Genomic DNA, 15,324 nt, shown 5'->3' with positions numbered 1-15,324 from the left:
ACCGTCATGTGAGGTCGCCCAGCACCCTGGCCAGTGCGCCGATGCCCGCGACGCAGTCGGTCTCGTCGGCGTGTTCGGCGGGGGAGTGCGAGACGCCGGTCGGGTTGCGGACGAACAACATGGCCGTCGGGACGTGTGCGGACAACACGCCCGCGTCGTGGCCGGCGCCCGTCGGGAGCACCGGCGCGTCGTCCAGCAGGGCGGCGATCCGCGCGGCCAGCGACGTCTCGAAGGTCACTTCGGCGCTGAACGACTCGGACGTCACGGTGATCTCGGTGCCGTCGCGGCCCGCGCGCTCGTGGGCCCGCTTGAGGATGGCCTCAACCATCGTGTCCAGCGTGCCGGTCTCCGCCGCCCGTGCGTCGAGCCACCCCCGTACGAGGGAAGGAATGGCATTGGTGGCGTTGGGCTCGACCTCGACCCGAGCCATTGTGGCGTGCGCGCCGTTGAGCCGGGCCTCCTTGTTCGCCGCGAGCACCGTGTACGCGAAGGTGAGCATCGGGTCGCGCCGGTCGGCCATGCGCGTCGTGCCCGCGTGGTCGCCGTGCCCGGTGAAGTCGAACCGCCAGCGCCCGTGCGGCCAGATCGCGCTGGCCACCCCGACCGGCACCTCGAGGGCGCGGCCCTGCTCGATGTGCAGCTCGATGAGCGCCCCGATCCGGCTGGTCAGCCCGGGCAGCCGCCCGGCCGGCGTGTCACCCAGCGCCTCGCCGAACGTGATGCCTTCGCGGTCCTTGAGCGCCGCCGCCTGCGCGGGTTCGATCACCCCGGTCAGGAGCCGGGACCCCAGGCACGGTACGCCGAACCGGCCGCCTTCCTCCTCGACGAAGGCGACCACGGCGATCGGCCGTCGCGGCACGTGCCCGCGGCGGCGCAGCTCGTCGACGGCGAGGAACGCGCTGACGATGCCGAGCGGCCCGTCGAAACCCCCGCCGTGCGGCACCGAGTCGAAGTGCGAGCCGGTGAGCACCGCGTCGTGCCCCCACTGGTCGCCCCACCAGGCGAACAGGTTGCCGTTGCCGTCGTCGGTGACCGGCATGTCGCGCCGCGCGGCCTGGTTGCGGAACCAGTCGCGCAGCACCAGTTCGGGCTGCTCCAACGCGTACCGCAGGTAGCCGCCGTTCTTGGTCCGCCCGATGGGCGCGATTCCGTTCCAGAGTTCGGTGAAAGTGGCCGTCACTGCGCATCCCTGCGCATCGGGATGTGCACGCCGGCCGCCGCTTCCGACTCGTAACCCGCGTCGACGTGCCGGATCACCCCCGTGCCGGGGTCATTGGTCAGCACCCGCGCGATCTTCTGCCCGGCCAGGTCGGTGCCGTCGGCCACGCAGACCTGACCGGCGTGGATCGAGCGTCCGATGCCCACCCCGCCGCCGTGGTGGATCGACACCCAGCTCGCGCCGCTGGCCGTGTTGAGCAGGGCGTTCAGCAGCGGCCAGTCGGCGATCGCGTCCGAGCCGTCGAGCATCGACTCGGTTTCCCGGTACGGCGAGGCGACCGAACCGGAGTCGAGGTGATCACGGCCGATCACGATCGGCGCCTTGAGCTCGCCGCGGGCCACCATGTCGTTGAACCGCACGCCCGCCTTGTCCCGTTCGCCGTACCCGAGCCAGCAGATGCGCGCGGGCAGGCCCTGGAACGCGACCCGCTCCTCGGCCATCTTCATCCAGCGGGCCAGCGACTCGTTCTCCGGAAACAGGTCGAGCACGGCCTTGTCGGTGGCCGCGATGTCGGCCGGGTCGCCGGAGAGCGCGGCCCAGCGGAAAGGCCCCTTGCCCTCGGCGAAAAGCGGACGGATGTACGCCGGGACGAAGCCGGGGAACTCGAACGCGCGCTCGAAGCCGGCCAGTTTGGCCTCGCCGCGGATCGAGTTGCCGTAGTCGAACACCTCGGCCCCCGCGTCCATGAACCCGACCATGGCCGCCACCTGCTTGGCCATGCTGGCCCGGGACCGGTCGGTGAACTCCTCGGGCTTCTTGGCCGCGTAGTCGCGGGCGTCGGCCAGGTCGACCCCGACCGGCAGGTACGACAGCGGGTCGTGGGCGCTGGTCTGGTCGGTGACGATGTCGACCTCGACGCCGCGGGTCAGGATCTCGCCGAAGACCAGGGCCGCGTTGCCGACGATCCCGATGCTCACCGCCTTTTTGGCTGCCTTGGCGACCGTCGCCCTTTCCAGAGCGTCGTCCAGGTCGTCGGCGATCTCGTCCAGGTAGCGGGTCTCGACCCGGCGGCGCAGGCGGGTCTCGTCGACGTCGACGATCAGGCAGACGCCCCCGTTCATGGTGACCGCGAGGGGCTGGGCGCCACCCATGCCGCCGCATCCGCCGGTCAGGGTCAGCGTGCCGGCCAGGGTGCCGTTGAACCGCTTCTCGGCCACCGCGGCGAACGTCTCGTACGTGCCCTGCAGGATGCCCTGGGTGCCGATGTAGATCCATGACCCCGCGGTCATCTGGCCGTACATGGTCAGGCCGAGGTTCTCCAGGCGGCGGAACTCGGGCCAGCTCGCCCAGTCGCCGACGAGGTTGGAGTTGGCGATCAGCACGCGCGGCGCCCACTCGTGGGTCTGGAACACCCCGACCGGGCGGCCCGACTGCACGAGCAGCGTCTCGTCACCCTTGAGCTCGTCGAGTTCCCGCACGATCGCGTGGTAGGACGGCCAGTCCCGCGCGGCCCGGCCGGTGCCGCCGTAGACCACCAGATCCTCGGGGCGCTCGGCCACGTCCGGGTCGAGGTTGTTCATGAGCATCCGCTTGGCGGCCTCCTGCGGCCAGCCCTTCGCGGTGTACGCCGCCCCGCGAGGCGCCCGGATCTCCGACATGGTTGCCCTTCCTACGCTTGGAAAATGTTGCGGCGCGAGGCCGTCGCCTCGAACGCCTCGAGTCTTTGCTGCACGGGTTCCGGGTCGGCGTCGCACATCGCCTGCAGCAGCACCATGGCCATCGCCATCGGGCCGGTGTGCAGGTCGAAAACCAGCCGGGTGCCGACCGCCGCGGGCAGCGCGACGTCGCAGTGCTCGGCGACCGGGCTGACCGCCGAATCGGTGATCGCGACCACGGCGTACCCCATCGCCTTGGCCTCCCGGACGGCGTCGAGCGACTCCCGCGGATAGCGGGGCAGCACCAGCGCCAGCATCGCACCGGCACCGGCCGCGCGGGCCTGATCGAGCCGGTCCAGCAGTGACGTGCCACCGGCGTCGAGCACCCGCACATCCGGGTGCACTTTGCTCGCGAAATAGCCGAAATACCCAGCCAGAGGCGCCGCCGCCCGCAGTCCCAGCACCGGCAGGGGCCGGCTGACGATCAAAAGCTCGGCCGCCCGCCGTACGTCGTCCAGCCGCTCGAGCTGCCCGACGAGGCGCCCGAGGTGCTCCGCCTCGGCCGCGACCGCCAGCTGCATCGCGTTGTGGTCCTCGCCACGCTCGGCGTCCGCCCCGGCGGTGAGCTCCCGCAACACCCGCCGCAGGGCCGGATAGCCCTCGTGGCCGAGCGCGATGGCGAACCGGGTCACGGACGGCTGGCTGACCCCGGCCAGGTCGGCCACCTCGGCGGCGGAGAGATAGGCGGCCTTGCTCGCATGTTCCACGAGACAGTGCGCGATCCGCCGCTGCGTCGGCGTGAGCCGCGCACCGGCGAACAGGTCGAGTACGCGCTCGCCCGCCTTGACCTCTCCGCCATTCACACGAGCACTCTATGCATAAAAACTTTCAGTCCGCTAGAGGTTGGCACTTCCTCGACGTGGCAACGGGGGTAGGCAAACGACTAGGGTGCACCGGTGGCGCCCGAAACCTCAGCAAACGTCTATGACAGTCACGTTCGAGCCCGAATGATCGACTTCTTCACCCTCGAAGGCGTGCCCTGGCCGCGCCGGCTGTGGGACGTCGGCTCGCTGCTCGCCCTGCAGGAGTTGCTGGAGGCGAGCTCATGGGCGCGACATCGCGTGCTGTCCCCGGCCGCGGTCGACTGGCAGCGCCATCAACTCCTGAAGGTCATCGGCCCGGACGTCGGCCTCGGTAGCAGGGATCTGCGTGCTGAGTTGACCTCACTCCTGGGGCAAGCCCTTCCCGACCCCAGCCCGGCCCACCGCCGTCTGCGGGAAGTCCTCGAACATGCCCGTGCCGGCCACCTGAGCCGCTGGGCGACCGCGATCGCCCAGCCGGAGGATCGTCGGCCGCGACCGGAGCGGCTGGCCCGGGTGGTCGCGGCGCATCTGCTCGACATCGGTTACGACGCGAACCATCTGGCGGCATGGATCGGGCGACTCGCTCATCAGCAAGCGGGCGCCGAAGAAATCCTGCAGGGTGCTATCGCCCTCGATACCGCCGCCCCGCGCGAATTCACAGTTCTTGCCGTTTTCAACAAGGTGCCCGAACGGGGACAGGCCGAGAGCCACGAGATGTGGGTCTCCAGCCGGGAGATCGCGGGCTGGCTCAGACAGCGAGGTCATGCGACGAGCGGACTCCGTGCCGGCGGTGGCTTTCTGTATCGGGTCAACGCGCGGGATCCGTTCAGCGCCGCGAGCCACGTCCGTGAGCTCGTTGAACGCCTGGTGGCGCGATCATCGTTCATGCGAGGCAGCCGAGGTGGCATCCGGCCGGCCTCGCAGATGTGGGTCGATCAGCATCCCGAGCCGATTCCCTTCGCCGCGCCGACTCGGGGTGCTGACGTCCTCTCGCTGTTCAGTCAGGGGCGGCTCTATCAAGTCGGCGGACAGCGCACCCTGTTCGACGATGCCCTGGAACTCGCCGCACCGATCAATCGTGGAGTTCTCGGGCCGGCTGTCGCGGGAGCGTGGGCGGCCATCGAATCACTACTTTCCCATCCGGACGACCCTGCCGAGCAGGAGCGATCGGGCAAGGCTGTCGCAGCGGACAGGCTGGCGGCCATCATCGCTTGTTCGTGGCCCCGTGCGGAGATGACCGCGCTCTCTCACAGGCATCAACCCCCGACTCCTGACGCGTTGGCCGAGCGGCTCGCCGTATGCGAGACCAATCAAGAGCGAGCTTCTGCCGTCGCGGAGGCCTTGGCCGCTGGCGCCACGCTGGATCCGGCCGATCGGTTCCGACGGGATGCTGACATCGCGGCGGTGCACCGCATGCGGCGAGTCCTCAGCGAGCCCAGGAAGGAACTGGGGACTGCGGTCACCGTCCTGAGGATCGCCCTGAGGCGCCTTTATCGAACTCGCAACATCGTGCTTCATGGTGGCTCCACGCAGGGGGTCGCGCTGAAGGCGGCTCTTCGCATCGCCGCCCCGTTGGTCGGCGCCGGACTGGACCGGATCACTCACGCCGCGCTCGTTGAGAGCTTGGCCCCGCTTGGCCTGGCGGCTCGTGCGGAGGTCGGTTTGAATCTGGTGGGGGGCGAGACCGGCCTGAGTGTGGTCGACCTTCTCGAGCCGCGCCACTGAAGGCGAATCGCTTCGAAACGCCAGAGGGCCCCAAGATAATTCGTCGGGGGCCCTCAGCGAGATGTTGAGAAGTGTACACGACCGGCGTTCTGCAGCAGGTATCACTCGACCTGACAGATGATGTCGAAGGCCCGGTTGATACGGGTCCGTACGTCGGCCACGGAGGCCTCGCCGGCCGTCAAATCTCGTAGGCATACCCGGCATGCGGCCGTGAGCAGGGCGGCCGACATTTTCGGGTCGATGGGCCCCGGCCGTTCGGCGAAGAGGCCGGCCGTCATCTCTTCGAGTTCCTCGGCGATCTCGCGAGCGCGTGCCCGCAGGGCGGGAGAGTCGTTCGCGACCTTCCAGAACGCCACCATCCGTTCGTGGTGTCCGGGCGGCTCGACGCTTTCGGTCATCAGTCGCAGTACCTCGTCCCGCAGCGCGGTCTGCGGGGTCCGGCCCTCGGGGCGTGAGCGGACCGCGGCGGTGATGCGCTCGTGGATCAGCGGGACGCGGTCGAAGAACATGTCTTCCTTGCGCGGGAAGTAGTTGAACACCGTCATCCGGGACACGCCGGCCCGCTCGGCGATCTCCGAGACGCTCACCGCGTCGAAGCCGCGCTCGATGATCAGTTCGGTGGCGGCGTGTGAGATCTGCAGGCGTACCTGTTCCTTCTTGCGTTCACGGAGACCCATGAGCGGATCATATACCGAGTAAAAGCATTGACTGAGTATAAGTTTTGCGCCCATGCTGGTGGCATGACCACATCCGCGCACCGGCCGGTGTCCCTGAGGGCGGCCTGGATGGCTCTGACCGGGCTGTCCGCTGTCTTCCTGTTCGAGATGCTCGACAACTCGATCCTCAACGTCGCGCTGCCCACGATCGGCCGCGACCTGCACGCCTCGACCGTCGCCCTGCAGTGGGTGACCGGGGCCTACGCCGTCGTCTTCGGCGGCCTCATGCTGGCGTTCGGAGCCCTGGCCGACCGGTTCGGCCGCCGCCGGGTCATGCTGGCCGGCCTGGTCCTGCTCGGCCTGGCCAGCCTGGCCACCGCGTTCGTGAGCACCGCCGGGCAGCTCATCGCCGTACGGGCCCTGCTGGGTGTCGCGGCCGCGATGACCACCCCGGGGTCGCTCGCGCTGGCCTTCCGGCTCTTCGCCGACGACGGCCTGCGGGTGCGCGCGACCACGTTGATCTCCACCGTCGGCCTGGTCGGGCTGGCGATCGGCCCCACGGCCGGCGGCTTTGTGCTCGCGTTCGCCCCATGGCAGGTGCTGCTGCTCGTCAACGTGCCGATCGCCGGGCTCGCGCTGATCGGTGTGCGCCTCGGCATCGCCGCCGACGACCCGGCCGACCTGCACCGCGACCTCGCCGACATCCCGGGCGCGCTGCTGGGCACGGCCACGATCGTGCTCGCCCTGATCGCACCTACGCTCTTCGTCGACCGCAGCCCCGGCGCCTGGGCCGTCACCGTCGCGGCGCTGGTGACGGCGGTGCTTTTCGTCGTCCGAGAGCGCACCACGCCGTACCCGCTGCTCGATCTGAAGCTTGTCGCGCGCCCGCTCGTCTCCAGCGGTCTGGCCTACAAGGCGGCGGCCGGGCTGGCCACCGCGGGCCTGGGTTACCTGGTCACGCTGCAGTTGCAGCTCGACTGGGGCTGGTCGCCCGCGCTGGCCGCCGCCGGCCTGCTGCCGCAGGTGATCGTGCTCGTGGCGGGCGGCGCAGTGGTCGGCCCGTTCGTGCGGCGGGCCGGGCTGGAACGGGCGGCCTGGCTCAGCGCGTCGGCGGTCGTGTCCGGCCTCGCCGTCTACGCCCTGCTGGGCCGGCTCGGCTACGTCTGGGTGGCGGCCGCGCTGGTGCTCGTGGCGGCCGGGATGCGCGTGGTCGGCGTGGTCGCCGGCGTGAACGTGCTGCGCGGCCTGCCCGGCAACCGCACCACGATCGGCGCCGCCCTCACCGACACCGCCGGCGAGGTCACCTCGGGCGCCGGGCTGGCCGTCACCGGCACGATCCTGGCCGCGCTGTTCACCGGCAGCCTGGCCGCCGCGCACTGGAGCCCGCAGCAGACCGCGCAGTTCGAGCAGGCCGTCACGATCGCCGGACTGACCCTCACCGTGCTGGCGGCGGCCCTGGTCGGATGGGGATATCTCAGGGCGTCAGGCGTACGCGACGCAGAAGTTGGGCGTTGAGCGCCACCACAATGGTCGAAGCGCTCATCAGGATCGCGCCGACCGCCGGGTTCAACGTGAAACCGGTCCAGGCCAGCACGCCCGCGGCCAGCGGGATCGCGATCACGTTGTAGCCGGCCGCCCACGTCAGGTTCTGGATCATCTTGCGGTACGAGGCCCGGGACAGCTTGATCACACTGGCCACCGCGCGCGGGTCGGAGGAGGCCAGCACCACCCCGGCCGACTCGATCGCCACGTCGGTGCCGGCCCCGATGGCCAGGCCCACGTCCGCGCGGGCCAGCGCCGGGGCGTCGTTCACGCCGTCGCCGACCATCGCCACCCGCAGCCCACGCGCTCGGAGGTCGGTTACTGCCTTGTCCTTGTCGGCCGGCCGCACCTCGGCGAACACCTCGTCCAGCCCCAGGTCGGCGGCCACCGCCTCGGCCACCGACCGCGCGTCACCGGTGACCATGACGAGCTTTCCCACCCCGTACGAGCGCAACTGCTCGATGGCCGCGCGCGCCTCGGGCCGCACCTCGTCCTCCAGCGTGAACGATCCGAGGATCTTCCGGTCGGTCACGCGCACCAGATGCAGCACCGCCGCGCCCCGGCGCGATCCTTCCGCCGGCGGCATGCCGAGTTCGCGCAGCAGGGCAGGACCCCCGACCGCGTACGTCTCCCCGTCGACCACTGCCTGCACCCCGCGCCCGGTCAGCGAGCGGAAACCGGTGGCTGTCGCCCGTTCCGGAGCCGCCGCGACGATCGCTCGGGCCAGCGGATGCTCGCTGTCGCTCTCGACCGCGGCTGCGATCCGCAACACCTCGTCCTCGGTGTGACCGGTCGTGACGTCGATCCCGGTCACGATGTGCGCGCCCTTGGTCAGGGTGCCCGTCTTGTCGAACAGGACGGCGTCCACCGTGCGCATCCGCTCCAACGCCAGCCGATCCTTGACGAGGATGCCGGCCCGGGCCGACAGGGCCGTCGACAGCGCGATGACCAGCGGGATGGCCAGGCCCAGGGCGTGCGGGCAGGCGATCACGAGCACCGTCACCGTCCGTACGACGGCCTGGTTCAGGTCGCCGATCGCCCACCATGTCCCGAAGGTGATCAGGCCGGCCGCCGCGGCCACGTAGAACAGCCAGGCCGCGAACCGGTCGGCCAGCACCTGCGCGCGGCCACCGGCCGCCTGGGCCTGCGCGACCAGCCGGCCGATCCCGGCCAGCGCGGTGTCCGCACCGACGGCGTCGACTTCCACCCGTACGGCCGAGTCAGTGACCACCGTGCCCGCCACCACACGGCTGCCCGCCGTACGGGAAACCGGTTGGGACTCCCCGGTGATCATCGACTCGTCCACCTCGGCCGAGCCTTCCACGATGCGGCCGTCGGCGGGAACGCGGCCGCCCGGCCGGACGAGCACCCGGTCCTTGACGCGGAGCCGCGCGACGGGCACCTTCTCGGTCGTGCCGCCGGGCCGGATCAGCTCGGCCTCGTCGGGCAGCAGGGCCGCCAGCGCGGACAGGGCGCCCCGGGCCTGGCCGATCGCCTTCATCTCCTGCCAGTGCCCCAGCAACATGATCGTGACCAGGGCGGCCAACTCCCACCAGAAGTCCAGCTCGAACAGTCCCGCACTGGTGGCGATCGAGGCCCCGTAGGCCACGGTGATCGCCATCGCGACGAGCACCATCATTCCGGGCGCGCGGCTCCGGATCTCGTCCACCGCCCCGGCCAGGAACGGCCACCCACCGTAGAAGAAGACGATCGTGCCCAGCACCGGCCCGACCCCGCTGATGCCGGGGAAGTCGAGCGAGTAACCGAACCACTCCATGACCATCTCGCTGGTGATCACGACCGGAACGGTCAGCGCCAGACTCAGCCAGAACTTCCGCCGGAAGACCTCCGGATCGTGCCCGGCGTGCCCGTCATGACCGGTGTGTGCGTGCTCGGTGTGGTGTTGCTGAGCCGACGGCGCGTGCTGATGCCCGCGGTGTCCATCGTGGCCGTCGCCAGGTGGGTGATCGTGTCCGCCGTGCGCGTCGCTGGTGGCGTTGGGCGTGTGATCGTTTTCGTTGTTCGCGTCAGTCGGCAGCGGCCGCTGCGGGCTTCCCATATCGAACACCTCCACTCGGAACTTATACCCCCTGGGGGTATGTGACCAGGGAGAGGTAAGGATCAGTACGTGACGTGGCACACGTCCAGCGGCGGGCGTACGGGCATGTCACGCGGACGGGGCGGCGCTGGAGAGGTGAAGCCACGAAGCTGAGCCGGCGAACGGGTGGCCTGCTCGTCGGGTGGGGAAACGACGCGGCGGCCGGCTGGCCGGCGTGCGAGGGTGGGTTATGCGGATCACAGCCCTGTACTCGTACCCGGTCAAGGGTTGTCATCGCATTGAGCACGTCAGTGCGCGGGTCGAGCCGTGGGGGCTGGCCGGTGACCGGCGGTGGCTGATGATCGACACCGAGGGCGTGGGGATCACTCAGCGTGAGACCCCGCGGCTCACTCAGCTCATAGTGAGGCCGGGAGCGGGCGGGCTGGAGTTGAGCGCTCCGGGGCTGCCGTCGCTCTGGGTGGATGAGCCGGTCGACGGGCCCGCGGAGGTCGTGCGGGTGTTCCGGGGCAAGGGGCCGGTGCCGGCGCGGGTGGCTGAGACGGAGTGGAGCAGCCGGTTTCTGGGGCGGGACGCGCGGCTGGTGTGGCAGGCCGACCCGAGGGGCCGCGCGATCGACTCGCATGCGCGGCCGGATGATCGGGTGAGTTTTGCCGACGGGTTCCCGGTTCTGCTGGCCAACGAGGGTTCGTTGTCGGCGCTTAACGACTGGCTGGTGGAGGCCGGGGAGGAGCCGGTGCCGATGACCCGGTTCCGGCCCAACCTGGTGGTCGACGGCGCGCCGCCGTGGGCTGAGGACGGGTGGCTGGGGCGGCGGCTGCGGATCGGTGACGTGTGGTTCCGGGCGGCCAAGTCGTGCGCGCGCTGCCTGGTGACCACGATCGATCAGGAGACGGGGGAGAAGGGTGGGCAGCCGTTGCGTATCTTGGGCACCCATCGGCGTTTCGACGACGGTCTGCTCTTCGCAATCAACCTTATTCCGGATATGTCCGGAGTGGTGCATTTGTATGACCCGATGGAGGTCGGGTAGGCCCGCGACCGGGTGAAGCCGACCACCGGCACCTTAGGAGTGTCTTAGGAAAGTTGCCGCTGCGGGCCTGCGGCGGCAGGGTTCCTCTGCGTGACCGGATCTCGCCTCTTCTCGCCCCGATGGCTCGCTGCCGGGGGCGCCGTCGTTCTCGCCGCCATTCTCGGAGTCACGCTCGTGCTCCAGAACAGTGGCGCCGCCTGCGCCGCGCCGCCGTCCACGTCGGCCAAGAAGGGCAAGGCGACGTACTTCTTCATGGAGGGCACGCTCGGCAACTGTTCGTTCCCGAGCCCGCCCGCCGACGACCTGTACGTGGCTCTGGGGCAGCACAACGAATATTCCCAAGGCGCGGCCTGCGGCACCTACATCGACGTGACCGGGCCCAAGGGCAAGACCCGGGTCAAGGTCATCGACTCCTGCCCGGAGTGCCCGGCCGGTCACCTCGACCTGAGCCTGAAGGCGTTCCAGAAGATCGGTGTGAAGTCGGACGGGATCATCCCGATCACGTACAAGGCGGTTCCCGGCGCGGCAGTGCCCGGGCCTCTGTCCGTACGGGTGAAGGAAGGGTCCTCCCGGTACTGGCTCAGCGTGCTGATCGACAATCACAGCAACCAGCTGTCCTCGGTCAAGGTCGCCGGCTCGGGCGGCAGCTTCAAGAACGCGTCGCGTGAGGACTTCAACTACTGGACGATCCCCAGCGGCGCCGGCAACGGGCCGTTCAAGGTCAAGGTCACCGACGTGTACGGGAACTCGGTGACGGTTTCCCACATCAAGCTCGCGGTCGGCAAGACCCAGAAGACCACGGCCAAGCTCGGCGGCAGCGTCGTCCGGCAGCCCGAGACCGCGACGCCGGCCAAGAAGGCGCCCGCCAAGAAGAAGCTCACGGAGAAGACGACCAAGCCCACCCCCAAGCCCACCAAGACGACGGCGTCCCCCACCCGGGCGCCGCTGCTCGAATCGGCGACGACGTCCCCTGCGGCCCCCACGACCCAGCCCGCCCAGCTGGACGCGAACCTGGCCGCCAACGCCGACGCCCCACGCTGTTCCTGAGCGCGGCCGGGCGACGCCTACCCCAGCGGCAGCCACATGTGGATCTCGTCGCGGTCGTCGCCCGGCCCCACCCGCAAAGCCCCGGGCAGCCGGCCCACCTCGCGGTAGCCGAGCCGCTCGTAGAACGCCTCCGTCCCCGCCCCACCCCGCACCGTCACCTGGACAGCGTCCAGGCCCATTCCCCGTACGACCCGTTCGGCCTCGCGCATCAGGGCGGCGCCGTAGCCGCGGCCCTGCCGTTGCGGGGTCACCATGACCCGTTTGAGCACACGCCAGTGCTCCTTGAGCCCGAACCGGTTGCTCACCACGAACAGCAGCGCGACGGGTTCGCCGTCGTCGACGCCGAGCAGCAGGTGATCGAGCCCGGCCTCCACCGCGGTGAACGCGTCACCGGCCACGGGTGCGACGTCGGCCGCGGTGACCGGGGCGACGAAACCGACGGCCCCGCCGGCGTTGGTGACCTCGACCCAGAGCGCGATGATGCTCGCGCGGAGGTCGGCGGTGAGCGGGGGATCCAGAACGAACGCGACAGCCATGCGGCCATCATCGTCATCGGTGCGGAAGGGGGGACTTGAACCCCCACGCCCTCTCGGGCACGGGCACCTAAAACCCGCGCGGCTGCCTATTACGCCACTCCCGCCGGGTCTGCCCCGCCGGGGCAAACACGTTCCACGCAGTCTAGACGCTCACCCGCGAAAAGCCTCACACAGCACGGCGGCCGCCTCGCGGATCGAGCCGCGTGACAGCCGCCGTGGGTCTGGAGAGCTCCCGCACCGGGTCCTGCTTCAGTAATCGCCCGGGAAAGGTGGGACTTTAGGGATTAGTCGACGCCGAGGTCCCGGCGCAGCTTGGCGACGTGGCCCGTGGCCTTGACGTTGTAGAGGGCGCGCTCGATGTTTCCGTCCTCGTCGATCACGAAGGTCGACCGGATGACGCCCATGACCGTCTTGCCGTAGTTCTTCTTCTCGCCGAACGCCCCGTATGCGGTCAGCACGCTCTTGTCCTCGTCGCTGACCAGCGGGAACGTGATGGCGTCGCGCTCGCGGAACTTGGCCAGCTTGGCCGGGGCGTCGGGCGAGATGCCGACGACCTCATAACCGGCGGCCTGCAGCGAACCCAGCGAATCGCGGAAGTCACACGCCTGGGTGGTGCAGCCGGGCGTCATCGCGGCCGGGTACGCGTACAGCACGACCTTGCGTCCGCGCAGGTCCTTGAGGGTGAGCCGGTCGCCGTTGTCGGTCGGCAGGCTGAAGTCGGGCGCCGGGTCGCCGGCGGACAGTCGGGCGGTCTCAGTCATGCCGATGACGATAGACCCGCCCGATGAGACAGGCCGCGTGTCACGCCACGGCGGGTGTGGGCTCGGCGGGCACGGCCGCCCGCATCCGCAGCACGCCGGTCAGCGCCAGCCCCGCGCCCAGGCCCAGGGCGAGCGTCACGGCCAGCCGGGCGATCCAGCTCGGCCCGACGGTCGGGGTCACGGCGGCGAAGAAGATCCGGGTCTCGTTGAAGCCGCCGAACAGCGCCACCACCGCCCCGGACAGCGCGAGGAAGAACGGCGGATGCCGGTACGCGGCGGCCAGACCCAGCAACCCGGCCAGGATCAGCACCGGGGCCGGGGTCTCGCCGTCCAGGGCGCGCAGGACCGCGTACGAGAGGGGGGCAAGCCCCGCGACCAGCGCGACCACGCGCACGGAGCGCGACCACCGGTAGGCCAGTGCCGCAGCGGCCAGGCCCGCGAGCGCGGCCCCCGTCCACCACATCCAGGCGGCAGGCGGCGGTTCCCAGTCGAGTGTGCCCCTGATCTCGTACGTCGTGGTCTGCGTGCGCAGCGGCACCGACCAGTCGCGCAGGCGATGCGCTCGGGACCGGTCGGCGACGGCCTGCGGTGGCCGATCACCGCTCAGCCACTGGGTGCGCTGATCGTGCCAGCGCACCGTGGTGGAATCCGAGATCTTGCGCCAGGCCGGCGGGGCGGTCGGGTCGGCGTTCGCGGGCGGAATCGCCTCGAAGGTCAGCGTCTCGTTCACGTACGACGCCGGCGAGTTCACGTTCTGCCAGGTGCCGTCGGGCCGGACATCGAGGTAGGGCTCGCCGGCGTAGCCGAGGATCTCGACGGAGTGCCCGGTGTCGTTGGTCAGCTCGACGCGGGCGCCGGCCTCCACCATGCGCGCCTCGACCCCGACCAGGGTGATCGACGCCACCTCCGTCCGGTACGCCGTGGCGCCCGGAATGTCCCCGCCGTGGGCGAACGCGGGAGTGGCCGGCGCGAGCACCGCACCGGCCACCGCCACGAGCAGGGCGAGCCGTCTCACCCGGCGGCCGCCGTGACCGCCTGCGTGAAGATCTCGGTGGTGGGCAGCGTGTTGCCGGGACCTTCGACCTGCTTGCCGTTGACCACGATGGTCGGGGTGCCGTTGAAGCCGCGCGACGCGAACGTCTCGGTGGTCTTGGTGGCCCACGACTTGTACGTGCCCTCGTTGACCGCAGTGGCGAACGTGTCGCCCAGCCCGACCGACTGGCCCAGCTCGATCAGCTTGGCGTTGTCGAGGCCGTCGGAGCCCTCGGCGGGCTGATTCTCGAAGAGCACGTTGTGATACTCGAGGAACTTGCCGTCCACCGCCGCGGCCGCCGCCGCCCCGGCCGACCTGGTCGAATACTCCGTGCCGTTCGACGCGCGGTCGAGGATGGACACCGGGTGGTAACGCACGGTCACCTTCTTGTCGGTGACCATCTGGGCGATGGTGGGGCCGGTCTGCTGCTCGAACGAGTGGCAGATCGGGCACATGAAGTCCTCGTAGATGTCGACCGTGACCGGCCCGGTGCCGACCGCGAAGGCCGTGCCGTCGTCGACCGCCACGCTGGGGGTGGAGACCGCCGAGGCGTCGGTCTTCTTCTCCTGGCCGGCCAGCACGGCCCAGCCGATCAGGCCGGCGATCACCAGCACGGCCACGACCCCGGCCGAGGTCCAGATCGTCACCTGGCGGCGGCGCTCGGCCGCCTTCTGCTGCTCGACGATCCGCTGCGCCGCCGCGCGGTCGCGTCCCCTGTTGCCCTTGCTCATCGATCCCCCATCAGAAGCCCGTCGACCGAGAACTTCGACTTCGGCTTCCACAACAGAATGCCTGCCAGCGCCAGGAAGCCCACGTCCCGCGCGATGTCCAGGCCGTACTGCGCGGTGCGCCCGCCGGTCAGTTCGCCGCCCTTGCTGAAACAGCCGCAATCGATCTGCAGCCCGCGCGCCCAGGCCGAGATGATGCCGGCGATGAAGATCACCAGCAGCACCGCGGCGATGGCCGCGCTGAGCCGAGTCGCGATGCCGATCAGCAGCAGCAAGCCCAGTGCGATCTCCAGGAACGGCTGTACGGCCCCGATCACCTTGGCGGTGTCGTAGGACATCAGGTCGTACGCGTTCACCGCGCGCGCCGAGGCGGCCAGATCGGTCACCTTGAGCCCGCCGGCGATCAGGAAGACCGCCGCCAGACCCAGACGCGCGAGGGTGGAGATCCACGGCCAGGCCGCCGCGAGCCGGGGCTGCTGCGTCAAGTCCATCGTCACGCCCGTTAGTCGAAGCAAATGTCGCGCAGGTTCCCT

14 protein-coding genes and 1 tRNA gene are annotated in these 15,324 nt (G+C 70.2%); 4 read left to right on the top strand and 11 right to left on the bottom strand.

The annotated features are described in order from the left end of the window. Window positions 1-4: 4 nt before the first annotated feature. From BKA14_RS25640 to BKA14_RS25630, 3 genes are read right to left on the bottom strand one after another with little or no spacing between them, the layout of a single operon-like run. Window positions 5-1,180 (bottom strand): allantoate amidohydrolase, encoded by a 1,176-nt coding sequence (locus tag BKA14_RS25640; RefSeq protein WP_184953405.1) that lies wholly within the window; start codon window positions 1,178-1,180, stop codon window positions 5-7. Next, window positions 1,177-2,817, bottom strand: coding sequence for a urocanate hydratase (gene hutU / locus BKA14_RS25635; protein WP_184953404.1), 1,641 nt, complete (start codon window positions 2,815-2,817; stop codon window positions 1,177-1,179). Before hutU ends, BKA14_RS25640 begins: the two co-directional genes overlap by 4 nt. Window positions 2,818-2,828: 11 nt before the next feature. Further along, complete coding sequence (locus BKA14_RS25630; RefSeq protein ID WP_184953403.1) at window positions 2,829-3,677, bottom strand: MurR/RpiR family transcriptional regulator; 849 nt, start codon at window positions 3,675-3,677, stop codon at window positions 2,829-2,831. Between the two features lie 93 nt (window positions 3,678-3,770). Between BKA14_RS25630 and BKA14_RS25625 the strand changes: the two genes are divergently transcribed. Continuing rightward, window positions 3,771-5,402 carry an integrase gene (locus BKA14_RS25625; protein WP_184953402.1) on the top strand — a complete coding sequence of 544 codons (1,632 nt, stop codon included), beginning with the start codon at window positions 3,771-3,773 and terminating at the stop codon, window positions 5,400-5,402. A 101-nt stretch (window positions 5,403-5,503) separates the two neighbouring features. Here BKA14_RS25625 and BKA14_RS25620 read toward each other — a convergent pair whose 3' ends face one another. Continuing rightward, window positions 5,504-6,079 carry a TetR/AcrR family transcriptional regulator gene (locus BKA14_RS25620; RefSeq protein ID WP_203722710.1) on the bottom strand — a complete coding sequence of 192 codons (576 nt, stop codon included), beginning with the start codon at window positions 6,077-6,079 and terminating at the stop codon, window positions 5,504-5,506. A gap of 63 nt (window positions 6,080-6,142) precedes the next feature. Between BKA14_RS25620 and BKA14_RS25615 the strand changes: the two genes are divergently transcribed. Continuing rightward, window positions 6,143-7,573, top strand: coding sequence for an MFS transporter (locus BKA14_RS25615; protein WP_239093487.1), 1,431 nt, complete (start codon window positions 6,143-6,145; stop codon window positions 7,571-7,573). Here the strand turns inward: BKA14_RS25615 and BKA14_RS25610 are convergent. Further along, window positions 7,533-9,659, bottom strand: coding sequence for a copper-translocating P-type ATPase (locus tag BKA14_RS25610; protein ID WP_184953401.1), 2,127 nt, complete (start codon window positions 9,657-9,659; stop codon window positions 7,533-7,535). The genes BKA14_RS25615 and BKA14_RS25610 overlap by 41 nt on opposite strands. Window positions 9,660-9,888: 229 nt before the next feature. Between BKA14_RS25610 and BKA14_RS25605 the strand changes: the two genes are divergently transcribed. Beyond that, window positions 9,889-10,686 (top strand): MOSC domain-containing protein, encoded by a 798-nt coding sequence (locus tag BKA14_RS25605; protein WP_184953400.1) that lies wholly within the window; start codon window positions 9,889-9,891, stop codon window positions 10,684-10,686. 90 nt (window positions 10,687-10,776) lie between these two features. Next, entirely contained in the window at window positions 10,777-11,733 is a 957-nt protein-coding gene (locus tag BKA14_RS25600; RefSeq protein WP_184953399.1) for an expansin EXLX1 family cellulose-binding protein, read from the top strand. A 17-nt stretch (window positions 11,734-11,750) separates the two neighbouring features. Here BKA14_RS25600 and BKA14_RS25595 read toward each other — a convergent pair whose 3' ends face one another. From BKA14_RS25595 to BKA14_RS25570, 6 genes are all read right to left on the bottom strand, one after another. Continuing rightward, complete coding sequence (locus tag BKA14_RS25595; RefSeq protein ID WP_184953398.1) at window positions 11,751-12,269, bottom strand: GNAT family N-acetyltransferase; 519 nt, start codon at window positions 12,267-12,269, stop codon at window positions 11,751-11,753. A 20-nt stretch (window positions 12,270-12,289) separates the two neighbouring features. Beyond that, window positions 12,290-12,373: transfer RNA gene (locus BKA14_RS25590), tRNA-Leu, on the bottom strand. Window positions 12,374-12,553: 180 nt separating this feature from the next. After that, window positions 12,554-13,030 carry a thioredoxin-dependent thiol peroxidase gene (gene bcp / locus BKA14_RS25585; RefSeq protein WP_184953397.1) on the bottom strand — a complete coding sequence of 159 codons (477 nt, stop codon included), beginning with the start codon at window positions 13,028-13,030 and terminating at the stop codon, window positions 12,554-12,556. Window positions 13,031-13,070: 40 nt separating this feature from the next. Beyond that, window positions 13,071-14,045, bottom strand: a complete 975-nt coding sequence (locus tag BKA14_RS25580; protein WP_203722708.1) for a hypothetical protein — start codon at window positions 14,043-14,045, stop codon at window positions 13,071-13,073. Further along, window positions 14,042-14,794, bottom strand: a complete 753-nt coding sequence (locus BKA14_RS25575; protein ID WP_184953396.1) for a DsbA family protein — start codon at window positions 14,792-14,794, stop codon at window positions 14,042-14,044. The genes BKA14_RS25580 and BKA14_RS25575 overlap by 4 nt, the downstream gene beginning before the upstream one ends. After that, the gene (locus BKA14_RS25570; RefSeq protein WP_184953395.1) at window positions 14,791-15,282 is read right to left on the bottom strand and encodes a MauE/DoxX family redox-associated membrane protein; all 492 of its coding nucleotides are present in this window, start codon (window positions 15,280-15,282) and stop codon (window positions 14,791-14,793) included. The genes BKA14_RS25575 and BKA14_RS25570 overlap by 4 nt, the downstream gene beginning before the upstream one ends. Window positions 15,283-15,324: the final 42 nt, after the last annotated feature.

Origin of the sequence: Paractinoplanes abujensis, assembly GCF_014204895.1 — a bacterium.
Classification (GTDB): domain Bacteria; phylum Actinomycetota; class Actinomycetes; order Mycobacteriales; family Micromonosporaceae; genus Actinoplanes; species Actinoplanes abujensis.
This window is presented reverse-complemented; position numbering and strand designations above follow the sequence as displayed.